At 44.0% G+C, this 22,882-nt stretch carries 19 protein-coding genes; 8 read left to right on the plus strand and 11 right to left on the minus strand.

Features of this window, described 5'->3' with window-relative positions:
* Nucleotides 1–55 precede the first annotated feature (55 nt).
* Nucleotides 56–1,285, minus strand: a complete 1,230-nt coding sequence (locus BLP92_RS15000) for a ComEA family DNA-binding protein (protein ID WP_090843771.1) — start codon at nucleotides 1,283–1,285, stop codon at nucleotides 56–58.
* 471 nt (nucleotides 1,286–1,756) lie between these two features.
* On the opposite strand from BLP92_RS15000, the gene pfkA reads away from it, so the two are divergent.
* The 4 genes from pfkA to BLP92_RS15020 all read left to right on the plus strand — a co-directional run bounded on the left by pfkA (nucleotide 1,757) and on the right by BLP92_RS15020 (nucleotide 6,500).
* Nucleotides 1,757–2,713, plus strand: a complete 957-nt coding sequence (gene pfkA / locus BLP92_RS15005; RefSeq protein WP_090843772.1) for a 6-phosphofructokinase — start codon at nucleotides 1,757–1,759, stop codon at nucleotides 2,711–2,713.
* A gap of 138 nt (nucleotides 2,714–2,851) precedes the next feature.
* A complete protein-coding gene (locus BLP92_RS15010; RefSeq protein WP_090843773.1) occupies nucleotides 2,852–3,745 on the plus strand; it encodes a fructose bisphosphate aldolase in 894 nt (297 codons plus the stop codon).
* A 316-nt stretch (nucleotides 3,746–4,061) separates the two neighbouring features.
* A complete protein-coding gene (locus BLP92_RS15015) occupies nucleotides 4,062–4,718 on the plus strand; it encodes a transposase (RefSeq protein ID WP_090843774.1) in 657 nt (218 codons plus the stop codon).
* Nucleotides 4,719–4,979: 261 nt separating this feature from the next.
* Nucleotides 4,980–6,500 (plus strand): AbgT family transporter, encoded by a 1,521-nt coding sequence (locus BLP92_RS15020; RefSeq protein ID WP_090843775.1) that lies wholly within the window; start codon nucleotides 4,980–4,982, stop codon nucleotides 6,498–6,500.
* Nucleotides 6,501–7,857: 1,357 nt separating this feature from the next.
* Here the strand turns inward: BLP92_RS15020 and BLP92_RS15025 are convergent.
* From BLP92_RS15025 to BLP92_RS15045, 5 genes are all read right to left on the minus strand, one after another.
* Entirely contained in the window at nucleotides 7,858–9,411 is a 1,554-nt protein-coding gene (locus BLP92_RS15025; RefSeq protein WP_090843776.1) for a flotillin family protein, read from the minus strand.
* Nucleotides 9,412–9,447: 36 nt separating this feature from the next.
* A complete protein-coding gene (locus BLP92_RS15030) occupies nucleotides 9,448–9,978 on the minus strand; it encodes an NfeD family membrane protein (RefSeq protein WP_090843777.1) in 531 nt (176 codons plus the stop codon).
* A complete protein-coding gene (locus tag BLP92_RS15035) occupies nucleotides 9,978–10,469 on the minus strand; it encodes a hypothetical protein (protein ID WP_090843778.1) in 492 nt (163 codons plus the stop codon). The genes BLP92_RS15030 and BLP92_RS15035 overlap by 1 nt, the downstream gene beginning before the upstream one ends.
* A 199-nt stretch (nucleotides 10,470–10,668) precedes the next feature.
* Nucleotides 10,669–12,672, minus strand: coding sequence for a beta-galactosidase (locus tag BLP92_RS15040; protein ID WP_090843779.1), 2,004 nt, complete (start codon nucleotides 12,670–12,672; stop codon nucleotides 10,669–10,671).
* A 174-nt stretch (nucleotides 12,673–12,846) separates the two neighbouring features.
* Nucleotides 12,847–13,320, minus strand: a complete 474-nt coding sequence (locus BLP92_RS15045) for an MgtC/SapB family protein (RefSeq protein ID WP_090843780.1) — start codon at nucleotides 13,318–13,320, stop codon at nucleotides 12,847–12,849.
* A 143-nt stretch (nucleotides 13,321–13,463) separates the two neighbouring features.
* On the opposite strand from BLP92_RS15045, the gene BLP92_RS15050 reads away from it, so the two are divergent.
* Nucleotides 13,464–13,796 (plus strand): metal-sulfur cluster assembly factor, encoded by a 333-nt coding sequence (locus tag BLP92_RS15050; protein ID WP_090843781.1) that lies wholly within the window; start codon nucleotides 13,464–13,466, stop codon nucleotides 13,794–13,796.
* 71 nt (nucleotides 13,797–13,867) lie between these two features.
* Here the strand turns inward: BLP92_RS15050 and BLP92_RS15055 are convergent, their stop codons facing one another.
* Nucleotides 13,868–15,559 carry a methyl-accepting chemotaxis protein gene (locus tag BLP92_RS15055; RefSeq protein ID WP_090843782.1) on the minus strand — a complete coding sequence of 564 codons (1,692 nt, stop codon included), beginning with the start codon at nucleotides 15,557–15,559 and terminating at the stop codon, nucleotides 13,868–13,870.
* Between the two features lie 374 nt (nucleotides 15,560–15,933).
* On the opposite strand from BLP92_RS15055, the gene BLP92_RS15060 reads away from it, so the two are divergent.
* Nucleotides 15,934–16,344, plus strand: a complete 411-nt coding sequence (locus tag BLP92_RS15060) for an ion channel (RefSeq protein ID WP_090843814.1) — start codon at nucleotides 15,934–15,936, stop codon at nucleotides 16,342–16,344.
* A gap of 120 nt (nucleotides 16,345–16,464) precedes the next feature.
* On the opposite strand, the gene BLP92_RS15065 is transcribed toward BLP92_RS15060, so the two are convergent.
* A complete protein-coding gene (locus BLP92_RS15065) occupies nucleotides 16,465–17,961 on the minus strand; it encodes a cryptochrome/photolyase family protein (RefSeq protein ID WP_090843783.1) in 1,497 nt (498 codons plus the stop codon).
* Between the two features lie 119 nt (nucleotides 17,962–18,080).
* Between BLP92_RS15065 and BLP92_RS15070 the strand changes: the two genes are divergently transcribed.
* Nucleotides 18,081–18,878 (plus strand): carbon-nitrogen family hydrolase, encoded by a 798-nt coding sequence (locus BLP92_RS15070; protein WP_090843784.1) that lies wholly within the window; start codon nucleotides 18,081–18,083, stop codon nucleotides 18,876–18,878.
* A gap of 50 nt (nucleotides 18,879–18,928) precedes the next feature.
* Here the strand turns inward: BLP92_RS15070 and BLP92_RS15075 are convergent, their stop codons facing one another.
* Nucleotides 18,929–19,666, minus strand: a complete 738-nt coding sequence (locus tag BLP92_RS15075; protein ID WP_090843785.1) for a sulfite exporter TauE/SafE family protein — start codon at nucleotides 19,664–19,666, stop codon at nucleotides 18,929–18,931.
* A gap of 142 nt (nucleotides 19,667–19,808) precedes the next feature.
* On the opposite strand from BLP92_RS15075, the gene BLP92_RS15080 reads away from it, so the two are divergent.
* Nucleotides 19,809–20,744 (plus strand): AEC family transporter, encoded by a 936-nt coding sequence (locus BLP92_RS15080; RefSeq protein ID WP_090843786.1) that lies wholly within the window; start codon nucleotides 19,809–19,811, stop codon nucleotides 20,742–20,744.
* A gap of 72 nt (nucleotides 20,745–20,816) precedes the next feature.
* On the opposite strand, the gene BLP92_RS18135 is transcribed toward BLP92_RS15080, so the two are convergent.
* Nucleotides 20,817–21,041, minus strand: coding sequence for a hypothetical protein (locus BLP92_RS18135; RefSeq protein ID WP_210184574.1), 225 nt, complete (start codon nucleotides 21,039–21,041; stop codon nucleotides 20,817–20,819).
* A gap of 295 nt (nucleotides 21,042–21,336) precedes the next feature.
* Nucleotides 21,337–22,524, minus strand: a complete 1,188-nt coding sequence (locus BLP92_RS15085) for a DUF418 domain-containing protein (RefSeq protein WP_175444319.1) — start codon at nucleotides 22,522–22,524, stop codon at nucleotides 21,337–21,339.
* Nucleotides 22,525–22,882 lie beyond the last annotated feature (358 nt).

Raw genomic sequence — 22,882 nt, forward strand, 5'->3', positions numbered from 1 at the left:
GAAAAAGAGAGCTTCGCGAGAGCTGCACTCTCGGAAGACTCTCTCTATATACCAATTAAATTTTAAAGTATTTTTTTAGATCTTCTAATTTTCTCGGTCCAATTCCTTTTACACGAATCAGGTCATCCACTGATTCAAAATTGCCGTTTGCCTTTCTTTCCGCAATTATTTTTTTAGCAAGATCCAGTCCGAGTCCCGGAATTACTGTTAAATCTTCCGCAATTACTCTATTAGGATTTATTTGCTCTTCTAATTTCTTTTCCGCTTCTGCAATAGCTTCAGGGTTTTCATCTTCATAATCCTCTTCTTCTTCCTGAGAATCTTTTTGTTTCTCTTCCTGTTCTTCCTCTTGCTCTTCTTCTTGTTCCGATTCCTCTTCCTGCTGGTCTTCTTGTTCTTTTTGTTCCGGCTCTTCTTCCTGCTCGTCCTCTTCTTCTTCCGGTTCCTCTTCCTGTTCGTCTTCTTGTTCCGATTCTTCTTCCTGCTCGTCCTCTTGCTCCTCTTCCTCTTGAGAGTCCTCTTCTTCTTCATCCTCTTGTTGTTCTTGTTCTTCTTTATCTTCTGACTGAGGTTTCTCTTCCTGCTGCTCTTCTTTTTCTTCTTTTTCTTCTTTTTCTTCTTCGTTCTCTTCTTCTTGTTCCGTCTCTTCTGCCTGCTCGTCCTCTTGCTCCTCTTGTTCCGGTTCTTCTTCCTGCTCGTCCATTTGCTCTTCTTCCTGGTCTTCTTCTACCTCTGATTCTTCCTGGTCTTCCTCTGACTCTTCTTGGTTTTCTGGTGGTTCCTGTTCTTTTTCTTCTGACTGTTTCTCTTCTTGGTTTTTCTGTTCTTGTTCATCTGAAGCTTCCTGAGAAGACTGTTTTTGTTGTTCCTGGTTTTTCTCCGTATCCAGTCCTTCCAGCTCCATCTGTTCAGATTGCTGTGCTTCTTCTTTTTCTTCTTTATTAGCATTCGTCTTCTTATTTTGGTTTTTCTTTACTACCTCTGTAGAGGCTTGTTTTTTCGTCTTTTTTGGTGCTGCCTTTTTGGGTGCTGTCTTTTTCTTGCCGGCACTCTCAGTCTGTTTACTCTTCTCTGGAGCACTTTTAAGTTTTTTAGATGCAGTGGCACCCTTTTCTTTTTTAGCTGAAGATTTTTTCTTTGACGACTCCTCTTTTCCTTTTGTCGGAGCCTTCGCTTCTTTCTCTTCTTCCTCCAGCCAATTTAATAATGCTTTCCTTACCTGCGGGGCAGCTTTAAATGCGGCAAAACTTGCACCCGCGCCAAGCATCGCAAACCATTTTTTCATCGAAAACGCTCCTCTCCGTTTCTGGACATTTTAGGTCATTATAACAAGAATGTAAGTATATTTACTAATGGATTCATTCAATCCTGCTCACTGCTGCTTAAGGAAAAGGATGCAGAGAGTAAAGCACGTCTCTAGGATTTTCAAAAAAATACAGTCCTATAAAATTATACCCTTACTCCCATTATCAAAACATAATGCGTCACAATCGCAGAATCTTATAGGAAGAAACTTCTTTTGAAGCTTCTGCAGATCTAAACACAGTGAAGAATGCTGAGAGAATCAAGTACTTCCACTTTGACAAGAATAACCCCTAAGGCAAGCCTCTCCGAAAGAGAAGCAATATGATTACTTCTTTTTAGCAAAACTTTTATTTTCAAGGTAGCCTTTGTTTAAATAATACAAGAAAGGTGAATTATTCTTTATTAAGGCAGGGTATGAGTGAAATAGCTTGAAAGAGAAAGGAATGGTTAGATGAAAAAAATCGGCATACTTACTTCAGGAGGAGATTCCCAGGGGATGAACAGTGCCATTCGTGCTGTTGTCAGAACCGGGATTGCCAGAGGATTTGAAATTATAGGAATAAAACGCGGCTATAAAGGACTGATGGAAAAAGAATTTTCCAAGCTTACTTCCAGAGACGTAGGAGATATCCTCTACCGGGGAGGTACTTTTCTGCAGTCGGCCCGTTCGGAAGAATTCCGCACGAAAGAGGGACAGAAAAAAGGAGCCTATAATTTGAAGGAAGCCGGGATTGATACACTCATTGTCATCGGTGGGGACGGCAGCTACCGGGGCGCCGCAGAACTGCAGAAGCTTGGTATCAAAACATACGGCATGCCTGGCACTATTGATAATGACATTCCGCTTACCGATTATACGATCGGATTTGACACTACTTTAAACGTAGTAATGGATGCTATTGGAAATCTGCGGGACACGATGAGCAGTCATGAACGTGTAAGTGTCATTGAAGTAATGGGCAGAAGCAGCGGCGATATCGCGATTCACGCCGGGATTGCCAGCGGTGTCGATGCAATTCTGGTCCCTGAACTTCCCTGGGATCTTAAAGACATCTCCCGTAAGCTGAAAGAAGGCTTTGATCAGGGGAAAACCCACAGTATCGTCGTTGTGGCTGAAGGCGCAGGAAAAGCAGAGGAGATAGCGCCGCTGATTCACGAGTACTGCGGGCTGGACACACGTCCTACAGTACTCGGGCATATCCAGAGAGGCGGTACACCTTCCGCATTCGATAGGGTATTTACAAGCCAGATGGGACACAAGGTTATTGAATTAATTGAAAATGATATTCATGGTGTCGCACTCGGTATAGAAAAAAATGAAATTACCTATCATTCTTTTGAAGACATTTTCACAGCTGATACTGAGCTGAAAGCAGACTTATATCAGATTTTCAAAGATCTTATTTAACACGCCTTATCCTATGATTTCCTTAGGCGCAAATAGGGAAAGTAAATCAAACAGGGAACTTTTTGTATTCCTATTTTAAAATGATACACTGGCGTTAGAACCTTTTAACGTATATAACTACAAAAAAGGAGTGGAATTATGCAAAAAAATCAAATGGAACAAATCAAAAACGGCAAGGGATTTATCGCAGCACTGGACCAAAGCGGTGGAAGCACACCGAAAGCATTGGCAGAGTACGGCGTACCGGAGGATGCTTATTCCAACGAAGAAGAAATGTTCGATCTGGTACACGAAATGCGGACAAGAATTATTACTGCACCGGCTTTTGATTCCGAGCACATTCTAGGTGCCATTCTATTTGAGCAGACGATGGACCGTAAAATTGAAGGTAAATATACCGGCGATTATCTTGCGGAAGAAAAAGGCATCGTTCCCTTTTTAAAAGTGGATAAAGGTCTCGCAGATCTTTCCAACGGCGTACAGCTGATGAAGCCGATTTCTGATTTGGAAGATACACTGAAGCGCGCCAACGAAAGAAAAATTTTCGGCACTAAAATGCGTTCCGTGATTAAAGAAGCAGACCGCCAGGGAATTAAATCCGTCGTAGATCAGCAGTTTGAAGTAGCAAAACAAATTATCTCCGCCGGACTTATTCCGATTATCGAACCGGAAGTTGATATTCACAGTGAAGATAAAGCACAGTCTGAAGAGATTTTAAAAGAAGAAATTATGGAGCATTTAAACAGTTTGCCATCTGACGAAAACGTAATGCTGAAGCTTACTATTCCGAATGAAGCAAATATTTATAAAGAGCTGATTGATCATCCAAGAGTTGTCCGTGTGGTTGCACTTTCCGGCGGATATTCCAGAGAAGAAGCAAATCAGAAGCTGAAGAAAAATGAAGGTTTAATTGCAAGCTTTTCAAGAGCGCTCAGCGCTGACCTGAGTGCGGATCAGAGCGAAGAAGAATTTAATGCAGCGCTGAAAGAAGCGGTCGAAGCAATTTATGATGCAAGTGTGAATAAAAAATAATTCAGTGCGGCTGCCCAAAAATTTTGGGCAGCCTTTTTTATTGTTCTGCCCATATTCCTAGTTGAGGAGAGCAGCAGCAAAAATTCTCTGCTTTTATAATTTTTATTTTCATGCCATATTTTTACATAAAAAAGAAGGACTTTTGTTCTTTATGTAGAATAGTACAAAAGATCATTTTTGCGGCACAGTCTTTAGCATGAGGACTGTATTTAACCACTCCCCGAGCATTCTTCAGATAGAGAGTCATCATTAATCCCATCAGATAAGCTTCAGCAGTCATTTATCATGACTTTTCACTGTAAAGGATGATACAGCAATGCCCCGATTAAAATCTTCCGTTTTCACCTGGCACCTCTATTTACAATCAAAAGACAGCATTCCTATTTTCAAAGATGCAGCAGATCAAGGACAATATCTGGATTTTGTGCTTGAAGCCAAAAAAGTATTTCAGTTTGACCTGCACGCCTATGTAATACTTGATCACAAAGTGCATCTTCTTCTGCATTCACGAACCAGGCAGCCGAGCATTATTATGCAGCGCATACATACGAATTATGCCGTATATTTTAATGACCGCTATAAGAAAAACCCGGAGCTTCCTTCTCTGCAGTTCAAACTGCGTCCGGTATCTTCTCTGCGCTACTTCATGGAAATCACCAAATATATTCACTTATGTCCTCTGTTTTATGCAGCTGCCGACGCTCCGGAAAGTTATCCCTGGAGCAGCTATAAACAGTACACGCAGCAGAACAAAGGACCCGTTGATAATGAGCTGATGCTCCGCTGTTTTCCAAAGGACTCGCAGACATCCTGCAGGCAATTTCACGAACGGGAGCTGGATGCTGTGCCAAGCCTTGCTGATCTGGAAGAAATACTCCAGGCCTACCTGCGCACCCTGGATTTGTTATACACAAAAAAGCAAGGAACCATGATGATCCGGGAGTCTGAGGTGGAAATTCAGACCGATACTTGAGCCTTTCAGCAGCGGGAACTGCTCTTTACCACCGGTTTGGTACCAGTTCCCCGAAAAACGCAAACTGTTTTATTGAAATAATTAAACTGTAATTTTCTCACTTTCTGTATTCTAATCTCAAACTTATTTAAATAGAGAGAACAGTGGGACTATTAACACTTTTTCAAAAGGTATTCATTTTTTAAAAATTTCCTTTTATACTGACGTTATATTAAAATATTAAACGCTTACTTAATACAGCGTCAGAAATGAGGGTTTCTTTTGTCTGAAAAACGTAGAGGTTTGTTTCAAAAGTTTCTGGATGGGATCGAATACACCGGAAATAAGCTGCCGCATCCAGTAACGATTTTTGCCATCCTTGCGCTGGCGGTAATCGGGCTTTCTGCAGTAGTTTCCAACTTGGGAGTGAGCGTCGAGCACCCGGGAGAAGAAGGCGAGATCGTTACCGTCACGAACCTGCTGAATGCAGAAGGGATACAATATCTTTTTTCCAGCATGGTCGATAACTTCATCGGTTTTGCTCCGCTCGGTGTAGTGCTGGCAACTATGCTCGGGATTGGTCTTGCAGAACGCACCGGGCTGATCAGTGCCTGCCTTCGCGGGTTTGTGCTTTCTATTCCGAAAGTATTGATTACCGCCGGGCTGGTATTTGCCGGAATCATGGCGAGTGTTGCTTCTGATGCAGGCTATGTAGTGCTCCCACCGCTTGGGGCTGTTATCTTTGCGGCGCTGGGACGTCATCCGCTCGCAGGTCTCGCAGCAGCGTTCGCCGGAGTTTCTGCAGGATTCAGTGCGAATTTATTTTTATCCGCTACTGATCCCATGCTCGGGGAACTGACAATTTCTGCGGCGGCGATCATTGATCCTGCATATGCAGAAGGCATGAACATTGCAATGAATTATTACTTCATTATTGCTTCTGTATTTCTCCTTACCTTTGTCGGTGCCTTTGTTACAGAAAAGGTAGTAGAACCTCGGCTGGGTGAATATACTGGAGATTACCGCGAAGACCTGAAAGGGTTAAGTGCTGTGGAGAAAAAAGGACTTCTCTGGGCGGGAATTTCTTTCTTCACCGGTATCATTCTGTTTGCATTAACCATTGTTCCTGAAAATGGGGTATTGCGGGCAGAGGACGGACAGATTATCCAGTCACCATTTATGGATTCTCTTGTGCCAATTATTGCAATTCTCTTCTTCATTCCTGGTCTTGCTTATGGTATTGCTACTAAAAATATTAAAAACGATAAAGATGTAGCAAATCAGCTTTCTGATACGATGGCTGCCATGGGAATGTTTATTGTGCTTGCGTTTACAGCAGGTCAGTTTGTTGCTTACTTCGCTGAAACAAACATGGGGCTTGTACTCGGTGTTTACGGTGCAGAAGCACTTGAAGCGATGAATCTGACTGGTATCCCGCTTATATTAGGATTTATTCTTGTCGCTGGATTTATCAACCTGTTTATCGGGAGTGCCTCCGCCAAATGGGCAATGATGGCACCTGTATTTGTTCCTATTATGATGCAGCTCGGCTACTCCCCGGAGCTCACACAGATGGCTTACCGGATTGCGGACTCTACGACAAACATCATTACACCGTTGATGACATATTTTGCGATCATTATCGCTTTTGCTCAGAAATACGATAAGAAAATGGGAATTGGAACATTGATTTCTGTAATGTTCCCGTACTCGATCTTCTTCACTATTATCTGGTCGATTATGCTGATTGTGTGGATGTTCTTCGGTCTGCCGCTCGGACCAGGCTCCCCGATTACCTATTAATATATGCGGTAGCACATCTGGTGATTATCCATTTATTTTTAGGTTAAATTGAAAATAAAAGTTCCGCTAAAAAGAAGTAATACTGCTGCTTCACTTTCGGAGAGGCTTACCCAAGGGCTTGTTCTCCTTCGTTACGCAGCAGTATTAATTTTCGTCTTTCATAGTGCAAAAATTATGCATGAGTGTCTCTGTTAAAGTCTGAGGCTCTTACGTGAAAAAAGTGAATTTATTTTATGGTTATTAATTTCCAGGTGTTCTTAAGCTCAAAAAGCCGTGACTAAAGGCTTGAACAGCTAAAAGTTAATTGATTATAGTTAGGAAATTTGTTAAATAAACCTTAGTTTCACTAAGTTTGCGTAAGAGCCAAGTCTGATGTTGATATAAGAAAAGTACGCCTGCGGCTCCTTTTTCTGCGCTTGCCGCGGAGAAATCCTTCAGCTATCCCTTGGAAATAAGCAGGGGTCCGCACAGCCAATCCAAGTAAGACAAAGATCGACTTTCTTGGATTCAAGATCCCGGCTGGCTTCCCACCTGCCTTACGAGGTCGTCTGCAGTTCGAGACGAACCTTCGATCTTCACGCTTTCTTTTTTCGCAGTCTCGAAATACACCTTACCACTGCGGAACGTCTTTTATTACGAGGAAAATATAATGGTAACTCTTCACTTCATAAAACTACAGTAACACTTTTCTAAAAGTAATAAAAAAGCAATGCAGCCTTTTACAAAAAAAGAGCGGCGCGCAACTGCCGAGAGGAAATAGGACGATTCGAAGATCCGGCTGCCGAAGGCAGACTAGCTGAGAAAGTCCCCTCCGGAAAGCGTGCAGTGGAAGCAAAGCGTCTTTCCGCTTTCCGCCAGCTGGAAAACTCTTTCTTTCGTTCTTAGATTGGAAACACGAGATTTTTTTGGATATATTGGCTAATCAACAAGCGTGATGCGATAAGCTCGATATGTTCAACCTTCCTGCTTGTCAGCAGGGAGGTTTTTACAAAATTTCTTGTAAAGGGTGTTTTCTCCCGGGTATGTTATGTATGATGGAGTTACAAAATCATTACAGCATTGAATCGTGTGATTTGTGACTATGTATTTACATCCTTTTCATGGGATTTTCAGCTGACACAGTGAAAGGAGAGAAAGCAATGAAGAAAGCCATTTATTATATCTGCGTGTGTATCTTCACGTTTTTCGCTTTGTTCTTTTTCTTTATTGAAGAGGCCGAGGCCGATCGCAATCTCCTGGAAACTTTTGTGGAATCCAACTTTTGGACCCACGGAAAAAGTGCGTAATTACAGCTGTCTAAAATTATTAATTACTAATATCGAAAAGGAGCCGCATCCCCGCGGCTCCTTTTCTCATATTATTTCATATCATCCAGAGGATAATAGTCTTCCTCAACTTCAGGCGGTCCAAAGTCAAAATCCTCTTCTTCATCTGCCGGTTTCTTATCTGCAGAACCTGATAAATTCTCCAGCATCTTCTGCACGTCCAGTCCGGAAGCTGCTTTTAAATTTTCCGGCAGCGTCGCCATGAGGTCTGTGACATAGCTGGACATTTTTCCAGCACCGCCGCCTTTTCCTCCGTTACTGCCGCCGGTATCCACGACTGTCACTTTATCGATCGCACTTAATGGCGCTGAAATTTCTTTCGCGTAAGCCGGAAGCATTTCAAGGATCATGCTGAGTTTTGCAGCTTCTCCATAGTGCTCGTAAGCTTCTGCAAGCTTTCTTTTCGCATCTGCTTCCGCTTCCCCTTTTTGACGGATAACTTCTGCTTCCGCTTCCCCGCGCTGACGGGTAACACTTGCTTCTGCTTCCCCCCGGTAGCGTTCTGCATCTGCGTTTGCTTTTGCTTCCGCTTCAATCTGGTACTGAGAAGCTTCGGCTGCACGCATCTGCTGTACCTTGGATGCTTCGGCACGCTGTTCCTGTTCGTAACGGTCTGCATCTGCTTTTTTACGAACTTCTGCGTCGTACTGCTTTTCCCGGCGGACAATCTCGCGCTCTTCCAGTTCAATCTGCCGGTCCCGCTCGATAATGCGGATCTGCATTTCCTCGGAAGTAACCTGCTGCTTCGATTTCGCTGTCTGCAGCTCATACGCCTGATCCGCTTCTGCTTTCGCCTGATCCTGCTCCCGCTTGTACTGGGCAACCTTTAAATCACGTTCCTTTTCAGAGTTCGCAATTTCCGTATCCCGGACAAGCTCCTGCGCTTTCGCTTCCTGCTCCGCACGGGCATTTTCAATCCGTGCTTCTTTTCTTCTCTCTGCTTCTGCAATTGCAGCATTACGCTTTACTTCTGCAATCCGCGGCTTACCTAGGGAATCCAGGTAACCTTCTGCATCTGTTACTTCCTGAAGCGTAAAGGATTTGATTTCCAGTCCCATTTTATTAAAATCCCGGGAAGCGACAGACTGCACTTCCTGATTGAACCTCTCCCGGTTATTGTTTATGTCTTCTACACTCATCGAACCGAGAATTGAACGAAGATGACCGCGCAGTACATCCTGCACTTCTTCTTCAAATTCTTCGGTCGGTTTTCCTAAGTACTGTTCTGCTGCTGTTGCAATTTCTTCCATTGTGGAGCCGACTTTAATAATCGCAACACCATCTACGGAAACAGGCACACCCTGCTCTGTATAAGCGCCGCTTGTGCGTACGTCCAGTGAATAGTTCGCAAGGCTGAACTTTGCATACTGCTGAAACACAGGTACCACAAAAGTACCGCCGCCGCGGATGATCTTCATTTTTTTGCCATCGGAATCCTCCGAGATGTTCCGGCCTTTTCCTAAATAACTACCGGTAACAATCAATGCTTCGTTTGGCCCGGAAGTCTGGTAGCGCGTGAAATAGACACCGAGCAGCACAAGAAATACAGCTGCAATAACGATTGCTACAATAAATATCATTTCCATTATTAATTCCTCCATTGCTTTGTTTTAAATTGTTTTTTACACTTCATACTCTGAAACGAGCAGCACTCCTTCTTCATCGATATCCACGATCAGTACGAAACGCCCCTCTTTTAACGGTTCTCCATCGAAGCTTTTTGCAGGCTTACTGACTGTTCCGTGCGTCCTGCGGATAATTACTTCGCCAAATCCATCTGCCGGGATTGAAGTATACACTTCCCCGACCCTTCCCTTTAAATCCTGAATAGATGAAGACATACTTTTTTCCGTGCGTTTCAGCGGCAGGATAATATAAAAATTTACAAGTACAATAATGACTGCGGAGAGAAGCAGATTCACTATGATTAACAGTCCGCTGGAGACTAGCCCGAGTACTTCTCCGATGTACCCCAGTCCGCCAAAAAGCGTGATGAAACCAATAATCGTAATTGGATTGACGATTCCATCGCCAGCAATGTCAAATAGCCCTTCTAATAATTCACCAACAAATATGTATAAAAATGTTAGAAAGACGCCGCTGACCAGGATGAAAAGGTACATCGCTGTGATCGGCATGCCGAATACTTCCACTATTTCCCCCTCCTTTCCTGCTTCAATTTCTCAAGCTCCTGCTCTACCGCGCTCTGCACGCGTTCCGCGGGAAAATTGAGCGTCTTCTGGTTTAAAGGAACCTCCTCTTTTACGCGATGTTCTTCATGAAAGTTTCGCCTTTCACTGCTTTTCCTGGAAAAAGTTTCTTCTTTTTCCAGCAGTATGCGCAGTTCTTTCAGCTGCTCCTCTGTTTTCTCTATTTCTCTCTCTGTCTCCTCTTCCTGCACCTTTAATTTTTCACGTTCCAGCAGGGCCCGCCGTGCAGCTTCTTCCTTTTCTTCCTCTAAGAAAGCTTTTGCTTTTGTTTTCTGTGCAGTAATTTTTTCCTGGAGTTCCTCTCTGTATTTTTCCAGTCTTTTCTGCGCTGCGAGCCGGCGGTTATATTCGATCCTTGCGTTAACTTCCGGCTCCTTGTTTTCTTCTTTCTCCCAGTCACGTTTTCTGCGGAATCTTTTCCACCAGGAAATCATGCGTCCTCCCTCCCCTTTTGTCTTTCTCTCTATTGTACCTCTTTCTTCACGTGCCAGTGAACTTAAAATGCAAAACTATTCCAATAAAGGGGAAAGCTGCACTTCCTGAAGCACATTGGAAATTGCAGCTGTCACTCTAAAACCGGTATTTCCCAGGAAATACTAAAGAAACCTGCCAAAGTATAAGGCAGGCTTCTTCCTAAGATTTATGCTGTTTTAAAATAATGCTCTGCAGCGGAGCGAGGGTAATCCGCCCTTTACAGTCCTTTTCTTTTCCGGCAGTGTCTTTCCATTTGCCGTCCGGCAGTTCTGCTTCTTCTTTTTTATCTATATTGTGATTGAGTACAGCAAGGTATTTTGTATGTTTCGTTTCTCTCTGCACTAGTTCCACCTTGTTTCTTAACCTGGTAGTTTCGAGCCCTGCATTTTGGAAAATTTCTTCATACAATGGAAGCAGCAAGCCTCTTTCCAGACCGCAGCCGATATAATATACAGTCCCTTTCCCGAAGGAGTTTTTCGTCACCGCAGCTTTATCCTCAAACCATTTCCCTTCATATACTGCTAAAACTTCTGCTTCTGCCGGCTCAATATAGTCTGCCCAGACGCTTCCTGTTCCCGAACGGTTTTTCATAGGGCCTGCAGTTCCTTTTATCTGAGCCGTTCCGTCGCCGGGCAGCGCTTCATATTCATGTATTTCAATACCGCAGAGCGAAGCCAGTTCTCCCGGCAGAGTTTTTTCATGTACCGCATTATCTGAATTTTTTACACCAGTGCGGTAGGTGAAAATAATGGTCCCTCCTTTTTCAGCGAATGACTTTAGTTTTTCATTCAGCGCAGGCTTAGTCAGGAAATATACCGGTACGATGAGCACTTTATACGCTGACAGATTATCTTTTTCCTGAATCATGTCTGTGTGTATATTCAGCGCGTGCGCAGGTTCATAAAAGCGAAGCACTTCTTCTTCATAGGAAAATTGCGCTGACTGCGGCTGAATCTGCCAGGCCCATTCATTTTCCGGATTATGATAAAACCCCACCTCTGCCGGGAAATCACTTGCAATGTATTCATCCGCAAATGTTTGGAGGGAGGCTGTCATCTCTTTTAATTCGTTGTATTTCCTTCTCGGCATTCCATCGTGATCAAGAATGCCCTGGCATAACTGCTCCGTTCCCCGCAGGGCCGCTCTCCAGCGGAAATACACGACTGCCTCTGCTCCCCTGGCAATCGCCTGATATGTCCAGAGCTTCAGATGCCCCGGCCGGGGAAGATAACCTGTCCGGTTATTGGATGGAGCACCAGAAAGCTCTTCTGTGACCCAGTAGCTTTTTCCCTGCTTTGTCCCCCGGCAGAGATCGTGTTTTCTGGCAGCTGCGGCCGGCTGCCTCGGCATCGTTACATCCGCAAGGACAGGATAGGTATGAAACGATGCCACGTCCAGTCCTTCTGCTATTTCCCGGTGCTCCTGCACAGTACCGCTGTATACCAAATTATGCGTAATAAACTGACGGCTGTCAGTCTGCTCCCGCAGCAGTCTCATCAGCTTATTATTAAAATTTGTATGTGTCTCTGCCCAAAAACGGTTAAAATCCAGCTGCATGGAAGGATTATCTTCCTGAGGTATCTCCGCAGGAACATGGATCTGCTCCCACGCTGAGTAGGTCTGATTCCAGAAAACGGTGCCCCAATGCTCATTTAACTTTTCCAGCGTTTCATATTTTCGTTCCAGCCAGGATTGAAAAGCCACCTGGTCTTCCTTTCCATAACTCAGGTGTACAGTTTCATTTCCCAGCTGCCACCCAACTACCGACTCTTCACTACCGTAACGTTCTGCCAGTGCGGAAGCTGTTTTGCTGCAAAAATCTCGATAATTTCTGCTGTTTACCGTATAATGCCGTTGGGCGCCAAAGCCGGTTTTCCTTCCATCACTGGTTACAGGAAGGATATCCGGATATTGATGCAGCATCCAGGCAGGAGGCGCACTTATCGGGAGTTCAAGCACAATGTCCAGATCATAGGAGGATATTACCTTGATTACTTCATCCAGCCAGCTGAAATCATACCTTCCTTCTTCCGGCTCAAGAATGCTCCAGGAAAATCCTCCAACCCTTACTAAATTCAACCCAGCTTCCTTCATCAGCTGAAGATCTGTCTCCCACCGTTCTCTCGGCCACTGCTCCGGATAATAATCCACGCCAAAGTACATTATGTAACCACTCCTTTAATGGAAGTAAAATAAAAAATTCTGATTCCCGAAAAAGATAGGAAAAACACAAGAATTCCCGGACACAAGGGCAGTCTGGGAATTCTATACTTTCGAAAAAAATCATCCGATGCTTCTCTGAAATTCGGTTTCAGCCGGTTTCTTCAGCATCCTGCATCAACTATCGGCGGCATCAATTTTCTTTTCAATATGATTTCCGAGCCTTGCCAGAATAATTGTTGCAATAACTGCTACGAGAACGAGGCCGTAAAATCCCGCCGCAATTCCAATACCGACGCCTCCCACAAAAAAGATCATCGCAGCAGACGTAAGTCCTGTCACGTTAAATCCATCTTTTAATATTACTCCCGCTCCTAAAAAGCCCAGTCCTGACACGATCTGCGCAGCTAAACGCATCGGATCCATCATAATGTTATCCGCTGATTCTGCAAAATGTGTCACGCTGTGTATGGAAACAAGCGTTATTAAGCAGCAGGAAGCACATACATACATATATGTTTTCATTCCTGCCGGTTTACTTTTTGTGTAGCGGTCCATCCCAATGAGAAATCCAATAACAGCACTGCCCAGAATCTGCAGGATCATTTCAAAATAAGGAGTGACATATTGCAAACCGCTTAGTTCAAGCATATGCTGCTCCTTTCTGATTCCTTTTTTATATTACTATACCTGAATTATACATTATTTAAGCATATTTCCTGTGAATTTTTAAGTCTCATATTTTCTTTCACTGTTTCTTTTTAGTATGATATAGATAAAGGAGGTGGCGAGTTATGAGTGATGAAAAACAAGAACTGAAAGACCGGGTTATGGCAGAACTCGAAAAAGTAGTTGATCCTGAGCTTGGCGTGGATATCGTTAATCTCGGTCTCATTTATGAGATTAAACTGGACGAGCAGGATAATGTAACAGTGTTAATGACACTTACCTCCATGGGGTGTCCTCTCGCCGGAACCATTGTCAATGATATTAAAATGGCGTTAAGCGAGCTGCAGGAAATTGGTGAAATCGGCGAAGTGGAAGCTGAAATCACTTTCAGCCCGCCCTGGGATAAAAAAATGATGTCACGGTATGCAAAGCTGGCATTGGGTGTAGCTGACAATTAAGGAAGAACGGCAAAAGCCGCTGTGTGATGGAAATCACGCAGCGGCTTTTCTATAATTTCGGGGGTTGCTTTTTAATATTGAAAGTTCTTCATATTGCCTTCCAGCTCATCAGCAATTCTTGCTAGGTCTTCACTGGAGGAAGCTACTTCCTGCATGGAAGCAGTCTGCTCCTCAATCGATGCTGAAATCTGCTCTGTACTTGCTGCATTTTCTTCAGAGATCGCAGAAAGATTTTCCATAATACGGATTATTTCCTGCTTTTCCTGCTGCAGTTTTTCCCCGGACCCGGTTAACAGCTCTACTTTTTCACGGATTTCCTCGATAGAAACCGCTACTCCTTCAAATGTTTCCGTTGTTTTCTCTACACTCTCTGTCTGCTTTTCAGATACAGATTTTGATTCTTTCATTTTTTCCACTGCCATGCTTGTATTTTGCGCAAGCTCTTGAATAATCGTGGATATTTCTTCTGAAAACTTATTGGACTGCTCCGCAAGCTTGCGGATTTCGTCTGCCACTACTGAAAAACCTTTGCCTGCTTCTCCTGCTCTTGCAGCTTCAATGGAAGCATTTAAAGCAAGCAGATTCGTCTGCTCTGAGATGCTTCGGATCATCCCGCTGGCGTTTTCAATTTTTCCTGTATTAGCATTTGTATCTTCAATCATTTCCTGCACCTGCTGCGTAGTGTTGTTGTTGATCTTCGTTTTTTCAATGAGTTCTTCTACTAAGTGCATGCCGCGGTCTTTCAGTGCCGCTATACTGTCTGTCGCTTTATTCAATTCTGCTACGTACTTCTGCTCCTCTTCAATATAGGAACCTAAATCATGCACGCGGGCTGCCCCGGACTCTGTGTCATTTGCCTGTGCAGAAGCACCTCTGGAAATTTCTTCAATCGTGCCGGCAACTTCTTCTGCCGCTTTGGAAGACTCGGCACTGGTAGCTGTCAGCTGTTCTGAAGAGGAAGCAAGCTGTGAAGAAGCCTGGGAAACCTGTACAAACAGGGTGCGGAGATTGTTTTTCGTCTGCGCAAAACTTGCAGATATCTGCCCTATTTCATCTCCTCCGGTATCTGCTTCGTGCTCCTGGAGATTTCCTTCCCCTGCCTTCTGCAGTTCCGTTAATAAAATCTTAATCCGTCTCTTGATTTTTCTAGTAAAAAAGAATAATACAACGCCGATAATTATTGTTAAAATAAGCACTGCTACTGCTACAAGAAAGATAATTTCCGACATCGTGCTGTTTATCGTTTCCTGGGACGTTGCGAAAAACAGCATTCCTATTACTTCTTCCTGGGGATTAAAAAGCGGCCGGTAAGCTGTCTGCATATCCGTACCTAAAATGTCCGCCTGGCCTGAATACCGCTCTCCCTCTGTAAGAACTGCATCTGACACTTCTCCAGTCGCCGGCATGGAAACAGCACGGTCTCCACCGATTATTAAATTTGTAGTAACCGGCATATCCTCCTGAAAGATCGTAATTAACCCTCCAGTAATATCCGTGATCTCGTCTGCAAGCTGATAATCTTCATTGATTACGTGATCACCTTTCATCAGAAGGCCATTTTGAATCTGCCATTCTCCCTCAAATCTTTCCTCCAGGTATTCATACGTTAAATCAAGATCACTCCGCGCTTTATCAGCGGCAAAGCTTTCTATCCCATTTCTCACCTCTGAAAAAGTAATCGCCATTAAAACTGAGGACAAAACTACTACAACAATAAAAATTACTGCGTAAAACTTTGATACAATCGACATATTCCGAAACATGTTATACCCCTTTCGTCATGAGAACAAACTCATACTAAGGTACCACATGCCACCATTTTCCACAATTGGTTTTTAAATAGTCGTAATCTTTGGATTTTAGCCCTCCTTATGATCATGTTTTATATCCGGAGACCCAGTGATGCATACTCGAGTATTTTTAAATATGTACTTTTTATTAACAGAACTCGGGAAAGTGATACAGGTGACGCGCTTTTTCAGCAGCAAGCTTCGTTTACACAATGATTTTTAAGCATGAGTATAAAAGACTCCAGTATGAACTCCCTCCGCTTTTTGGAGGCTGGAAGGCAAAGTTAGCTATTGAAGTAATTATCTCTTTTGATTTAGGGTATAGATGGAAGGGAGGAGGAGTGAATATGGTAACATCCATACTTGTAGGAATCACCATCGTTTTTCTAATTGGCAGCTTAGTTTATTTTTTTCTTGATAAACGTTTCATGGAGAGTAAGGTTCACGTAGGATTATTATTAAAAATGTTCTTTACACTGCTGGCACTTACCTTTGGTTTTACATTTTTGTATTATTTCTTATCCACTCAGGAAGTAATATTACATATTAATGACCCTTCTGATTCAGTAGTGGATCCTACGTTCATGGACCTTTTATATTTCAGCGGGGTGACACTGCTGTCGGTCGGTTACGGGGACTATGTACCTGTGGGAAGTGCCAGATTTTTCGCTCTGGTACAGGCAGCCCTCGGCCTGATTGTTCCTTCAGCATATTTTTTAACAATACTTGGACAAAAGGCACAGGAAAGAACAAAATAGGCAGTGTGTTCTCTTACCGAAGGAAACATTAGGTAACTATCACTGCGCAGCAAACACCCGTACCGGCAGCTACTGTCAGTACGGGGTTCTTTTTATGTCTGCCTATATGATGCTTCCTGTCTAGGAAGAAGCTTCACTTACGCTTCTTTTTTTTGTGCTGTTTAACATTTTTGTTCTTTTATCCCGTGCCTGCTGAAACAGCAGTTTATGTTCTTCAAGGGACTGGTCAAGAGAAACGACCGGGTAGGGATAATCATGTCCAAGCTCAAGAGCCGCTTCATTTTTTTGTGCCTGATTCATTTTAAAAGGAGCGTATAAATACTGCTTCGGCACATATTTTAACTCCGGGATCCAGAATTTGATAAATTCTCCGGCTGGATCATAGCGCTTTCCCTGCTGGATCACATTAAAGCCTTTCAGCTGGCGTGCATCTGTGCCGATACCGACTACATACTGCCAGTTGCCATAGTTGCTTGCAGGATCATGATCTAGTAAATGTGCTTCAAACCAGGCAGCACCCCATCTCCAGTCTACTCCAAGATTCTTCGTTAAAAAGCTTGCAGTATTCTGCCGTGCCCGGTTAGACATGTAGCCGCAGGCTTTCAGCTGACGCATCGAAGCATCTATTAACGGGTAGCCCGTCCTTCCTTCACTCCAGGCCTCAAATAATTCCGCATCCTGATTCCATTGGATAGGAAGCTGTCGAATTCCGAGCCTGCTGAACATTTTTTCTTTTTGAGACCAGAGAACGAAATGGTAGAAATCACGCCATAAAAGTTCCGTGTAGAGGAGATCTGTAGATTCATTCGCATGGTATTCTGTTTCAAATCGTTTCAGTTCATAATATACACGCCGAGGTGATAAAGAACCGTTCGCGAGCCACGGAGAAAGTTTAGAACTGCTTTCGAAATCAAGCATGCCCTGACGTGCCTCTTTATAACGAAGAATATTCTGAGTTTCAAAGAGGTAATTGTGGAGCCTGCGGAGACCTTCCTGCTCCCCGCCGTTTACTAACGTTTTTGCGCCGAGCTGCCGGAATTCTTTCATCAGGAGCTCCCCTGTGTTCGCATGATCTTCCAAATACAGCGGCTTTTGCTCCTGGGGGAAAGCTGCTTCAGCTTCGGGCTGAATGCCGCTCTTTTCAAACTTTTTCCGAAAACCAGAAAAGCTCTTCGGCATTCGAGAAGGAGAAAAAGGAAGATGCGCAGCTGAGAATAATGTATCGCCTTGATAGAATTCAGTTTCTGCATCAAATTCAGCAGCTGCAGCTTTTATCTGCGCTTCATCCTCGGCTTCTTCTGTGCCCGGATATGTATACGCATGAATTTTGGAAATATGATAATGCTGGATCCAGTTTCTCATTTCCTGGGCCGTGTCTCCATGCGCAATTACAAATGGAACGCCCAACTGCCCCAGCTGCTGATGCATTTCCAGCAGAGACTCTATTAAAAACCGGTATCTTTTTTCGTCCAGCCGTGGAAAGCCAGCTTCTGTAAGTTCATCAAATCTCCGTTCAAAAATAAAACCTGCCATCACCGGCCTGCCTGATGCAAGCGCTTTTTGAAGCGGCTTATGATCATGTACACGTAAATCCTGCCGAAGCCATATGAATTCCATCTTTCTCCTCCTCCCTTATCTCTTTGTTACGTACCGTTATTCCCTTGAAAGCCGCTTAAGAAACCAGCTGTGCTCAATTGAATGGAATCGTGTATACTAACATCAAAGGAGGCAGGAATATGTTACTAAAAACCGCGCTTGTACAAATGAATATTGCCTACGGAGATCCTGAAAAAAATTATAAAACTGTCGAAAGTAAAATTGCAGAAGCAGCAGCGCAGTATGCGGATGTTGTAGTACTGCCTGAACTATGGACCACAGGGTATGACTTTGATTATATGGAAGAAAACCCTGATGCAGAGGCTACGCAGGCGATGACTTTTTTATCTGAACTCGCACGCAGACACCGCGTAAATCTTGTAGCTGGTTCTGTTGCCAAGAAAACAGAAGACGGCCTCTACAATACGATGCTCGTTTTCAACCGTCACGGCGGATTTGTGAAAGAATACAGTAAAGCACATCTTTTTCGATTAATGGAGGAGGAAAAACACCTGTCTCAGGGAGATGCCGGCGGAATGTTTAAACTGGAACACGGTTATGCAGCAGGGTTCATCTGTTATGATATCCGTTTCCCCGAATGGATGCGCACCCACATGCTACACCCGGCACATCAGCCGGACGTTCTTTATGTGGTAGCCGAGTGGCCTAAGCCCCGTATAGAGCAATGGCGCGCACTGCTGATTGCAAGAGCTATTGAAAATCAGTCTTATGTCGTTGCCTGCAACCGTACCGGCGCCGACCCCAACAATACCTTCGGTGGACATTCCATCGTGATCAGCCCGCTTGGAACAGTGCTTGCTGAACTGGAAGAGGAAGATACGATTCTTTACGCAGAATTTGAAACGGAAGAAGTGCATGAAGTCAGAGAAAACATCCCGATTTTCCAGGATCGCCGCACAGATATGTATCGTTTGTAGAAAAACCCCCTTGTGATTTTTACTCACAAGGGGGTTTTGATGAATAATGGTTATTGGAAAAGCAGTAAATTCAGTGCAGCAAGTGCCACCACAGCTCCTGCCACTCTGCGCATGTTTTCCTGGGAAATATATTTAAAACAGATTACCCCAAGCTTTGTACCGATAAGCACAGTTACAACACCTACAAGAAAGTAAAGCAGAAATCCGCTGGTGAAGTCCCGGTTTACAGCGTGCAGCAGGATGGTGATCGCGTTCGTAAACATGAAGGTTACCTGCATATTTGCACTATACGCATATTTGTCATCTGCATAAAGAATCATCAGCACAAACACAAAGAACGGTCCGCCCACAGCAAAAATTCCGCCTACAAATCCACCGAGAAAACCGAAAAGTATCGGCAGCCAGAGGGCTTTGATCGAAACATTTTTTGCTTTTGCTGCCCCGAAAAATAAATAAGCCACGACCATCAGCAGAAATGCACCTAAAATATCTCTCATAATATCAAGTTCCCCGTAACGGGAAAGGACAAAAAATGCCCCTACCCGTCCCACAAGCGCAGCACCCAGCAGCACTCCAAGGGATTTCCACTTAATATGCTTCCACATCTGCAGACCGATGCTCACTGCTACTACGAGCGCCAGAGACACCACAAGCAGTGTGCTTTCCTTAATGGTAAACAGCAGCGGCAGAAAGCTCATGGCAATCAGGCCGAAGCCGAAACCGCTGACTCCCTGAATAAAGCTTCCTGCCAGCAGAATAATAAAAATTAATAACAGTTCTATAATCATAAAATAACCCTGATTTCTCTCTGAAATTCCCAGCGGTCCCTGCTGGTATTAAAGTAAATATTTTCTATTCTTCCCTCGCCGAAAACAGTTCTGTCATGCTATGCTGTGAGAAGCAAAAGTGTGTACGGGAGGTTGTTTTTGTATGGATGTCGCTGTTGTCGCCACCGCCATAACTGTCATGGGAATCATGATATTATTCGGTTATTTTCTTTCAGCAAAGATTCCTGTAAATAAAGAAACGAAGCAGGTTCTTGTAGTGGTTGTTCTGAATATTGCAGTGCCTTCCGTAATATTAAACGGGGTATTCAATACAGAAGTTTCCGGCGATCTGCTTCGGCAGGTAGGAATCATTCTGCTTATATCTATCTGCTTTCACCTGGCAGCAATTGTGTTCGCCCTTCTCTTTGCGAGGATAGCAGGTTTTCAATCTACTTTCGCGAAAAGAATGACAATTCTCGCAGCTCTTGGGAACACTGGGTTTATCGGCATACCGCTTTGTATGACAATCTTTGGGCCGACCGGCGGACTCCTTGCCGCTATATTTGACGCGGGACTGGATTTTGTCATCTTTACCGTCGGTTTGTACTTACTGCAATCAGGAAGCGGATTCCGTCTCCGGCAGCTGAAGTCCCTGGTAAACGTTCCGCTGGCTGCTGTAATTGTCGGCATCACTTCTGCCTTTTTAAACTTTGAACCGCCTGCAGTGCTGCAGCAGCTGGTTGAATTATTATCCGGACTCGCAGCTCCGTTGGCAATGCTCTACATCGGTATTTTACTGCAGCAGCTGTTAAAAAGAAATGGATTCCGCGTATTTCCTCAGATTTGGTTTCCTATAACCATACGGTTACTGCTGATTCCTGCTCTTACTTTAATTGTGCTTTCATTTCTGCCATTGCAGGAGCTTACCCGGAATGTAGTAATTTTATTATCGGGAATGCCTACTTTTATGCTTGCTGCGATTCTTTTCTCGCGCTATACAGATGATGAAGACACAGCAGTAATGACAATATCATTCTCTACGATATTATCGCTGCTGACAATCCCGCTCGTAGCTTATGCAGCTTCTTTTTTCTTTTAACTGACTTGAGTTTAAAAGAAGTAATACCGCTGCTGCACTTTCGAAGAGGCTTACCCAAGGGCTTGTTCTCGACTAATTTCTTTCACCGAGTACGGCTTCCATCGATCCACATCCAGAAGGCCCCCTGCTACCTTGAATACCAGGATCGATTCCGCTCGTGCTTCGTGACCAGGCCACTTGGATTCTCGAACTGCGCTTGCCGTGGAGAAATCCTTCAGCTATCCCTTGGAAATAAGCCGGGCTTCCCACCTGCTTTACTAGTTCGTCTGCAGTTCGAGACGAACCTTCGATCTTCACGCTTTCTTTTTCCGCAGTTCCCTAAACCAATTAGGCTTCGTATTGTTGATAGAAAATCTTGTAATAGAAACAATCTCTTTCTTTTGTTTCGCCAAGAGAAGAACGAAGCGAAAACCGGCGGACGCCTGTGGAAGAACGAGATGGGAAGATCCCGCAGCGCAGCGAGGAAGCTGAGGAGCTCGTCCACGGCAAGCCTGCCGGATTGCAGCGAAGTTTTATCATACCAATATACTACTTTTAAATAAACGCATCTCTCAGGAACCCATTACAGTTTCCATGGAGACGCGTTTATCTATTATTTCTTTTCCGCGCCTTTGTATGTTCCTTTTCTCCATAGGGCTTCCAGTGGCCCAAATTGATATTTATTCAATATGATCGGACTCCAGATCAGTTGCATGCCGATGACAGCCACAACTATCATCATATTCGTAAGCACAGAAATCTGATCAAACAGTCCTGTGACGTGAATAAAGAGAACGATAATCACGGTATGGCTCAGATAATTTGTTAATGCCATGCGCCCCATTGCTCCAAACCGTTGCAGCAGCGGGCTGATCTGTTCTTTCGTCGTCAAAAGCGTAATCACAGAAATATAAAATAGTGCCAGAGGCAGCGCTCCGATACGCAGATAAAAATCGTACGTATAATAAGCCGTTAAACTTCCGGCTACATCATTTGTTACCTGTACATACGCCATTAATCCCCAGAACGGCAGCGTCACAGCCAGAGAAATCAGTGCCAGCTTTTTGAAGAAAGGCCGATTCTCCCGCGCATGCTGAAACCAGCCTTTTTTCGCTGCATAAAAACCAAACAGGAAAATCCCCAGTACATATGGAATCAGCACAGGAAGCTGTCCAAGGATCATCGGAAGCTCTTCTGTCAGCCGGAACTGCCACCATTCTGCAGAAATAAACGGCATGCTGTATGCTTGCACTGCCTGCGCGACAAGTGCTTCCCCCTGTGCCTGCATTCCCTCAAGAAATGCTTCCGGTATCAGCATCTGCGTAGAGTAAAACAGGAAAAACAAGGATAGTAAAATAATCGACCAGGTAAGCAGCGTTTTTTCTTTCGCCTGATAAAAAAGCAGTAAAAAGAAGCCGCTGACTGCGTAAGTAAGCAGGATATCCCCGAGCCAGAATAAAACCAGATGCGCCAGTCCGAACAATGCGAGAATAAAAAGTCTTCGCGTAAAAAGCTTTTTTTCATTCCAGCCTTTTGCCTTTGCTTTTGTCATAAACAAGTAAAAGCCCATTCCAAATAAAAAGGAAAAGGTAGACACAAAAGATCCCTGCACAAAAAATTCAATAAATAAATTCAATATGTAATCCAATTGGCTCTGTGCCTCCGGCTGTATCCCATAGGCGGTTTTGAAAAAAGAGGTGGAAGTCATCATCTGTACATTGACGAGTAAAATCCCTGCGAGTGCTATCCCGCGTATAATATCAAGAGTCTGAATGCGATCTTTATGATCGATTTCTGCCATAACCAACATCCTTCCAAACTATTCTCACTTACCATCATACTACTTTCCGGAAAGCATCTGTCAAAGATTTGTATTTTTTTAGGGAATTAGAGAAACTCCGCTCCAGACCGGCAGGCTTGCCGTGGACGAGCTCCTCAGCTCGTTTTACCACGGGCGTCCGCCGGAGTCCGCTTCGTTCTTACAATTGTAAAACCAAGGCATAGGACCATCCACAGGATCAGCCCAGTTTGAGAATCTATTTTACGAAATTTCTATCCGCTAATATTCACCGAGAAAAATCCCTGGAATCAGCCTTCTCAAAAGTGAAGCAATAGCACAGCTTTTATAATAAAACTTTTATTTTCAAGCAGCTTGGTTC

The sequence above is a fragment of the Alkalicoccus daliensis genome (genome assembly GCF_900103955.1).
Taxonomy (GTDB): Bacteria; Bacillota; Bacilli; order Bacillales; family Salisediminibacteriaceae; genus Alkalicoccus; species Alkalicoccus daliensis.

Coding starts and splice junctions, on each gene's coding strand:
- BLP92_RS15000 (WP_090843771.1), bottom strand. CDS start 1,285: ATGAAAAAATGGTTTGCGATGCTTGGCGCGGGTGCAAGTTTTGCCGCA.
- pfkA (WP_090843772.1), top strand. CDS start 1,757: ATGAAAAAAATCGGCATACTTACTTCAGGAGGAGATTCCCAGGGGATG.
- BLP92_RS15010 (WP_090843773.1), top strand. CDS start 2,852: ATGCAAAAAAATCAAATGGAACAAATCAAAAACGGCAAGGGATTTATC.
- BLP92_RS15015 (WP_090843774.1), top strand. CDS start 4,062: ATGCCCCGATTAAAATCTTCCGTTTTCACCTGGCACCTCTATTTACAA.
- BLP92_RS15025 (WP_090843776.1), bottom strand. CDS start 9,411: ATGGAAATGATATTTATTGTAGCAATCGTTATTGCAGCTGTATTTCTT.
- BLP92_RS15035 (WP_090843778.1), bottom strand. CDS start 10,469: ATGATTTCCTGGTGGAAAAGATTCCGCAGAAAACGTGACTGGGAGAAA.
- BLP92_RS15040 (WP_090843779.1), bottom strand. CDS start 12,672: ATGTACTTTGGCGTGGATTATTATCCGGAGCAGTGGCCGAGAGAACGG.
- BLP92_RS15045 (WP_090843780.1), bottom strand. CDS start 13,320: ATGCTTGAACTAAGCGGTTTGCAATATGTCACTCCTTATTTTGAAATG.
- BLP92_RS15050 (WP_090843781.1), top strand. CDS start 13,464: ATGAGTGATGAAAAACAAGAACTGAAAGACCGGGTTATGGCAGAACTC.
- BLP92_RS15055 (WP_090843782.1), bottom strand. CDS start 15,559: ATGTTTCGGAATATGTCGATTGTATCAAAGTTTTACGCAGTAATTTTT.
- BLP92_RS15060 (WP_090843814.1), top strand. CDS start 15,934: ATGGTAACATCCATACTTGTAGGAATCACCATCGTTTTTCTAATTGGC.
- BLP92_RS15065 (WP_090843783.1), bottom strand. CDS start 17,961: ATGGAATTCATATGGCTTCGGCAGGATTTACGTGTACATGATCATAAG.
- BLP92_RS15070 (WP_090843784.1), top strand. CDS start 18,081: ATGTTACTAAAAACCGCGCTTGTACAAATGAATATTGCCTACGGAGAT.
- BLP92_RS15075 (WP_090843785.1), bottom strand. CDS start 19,666: ATGATTATAGAACTGTTATTAATTTTTATTATTCTGCTGGCAGGAAGC.
- BLP92_RS15080 (WP_090843786.1), top strand. CDS start 19,809: ATGGATGTCGCTGTTGTCGCCACCGCCATAACTGTCATGGGAATCATG.
- BLP92_RS15085 (WP_175444319.1), bottom strand. CDS start 22,524: ATGGCAGAAATCGATCATAAAGATCGCATTCAGACTCTTGATATTATA.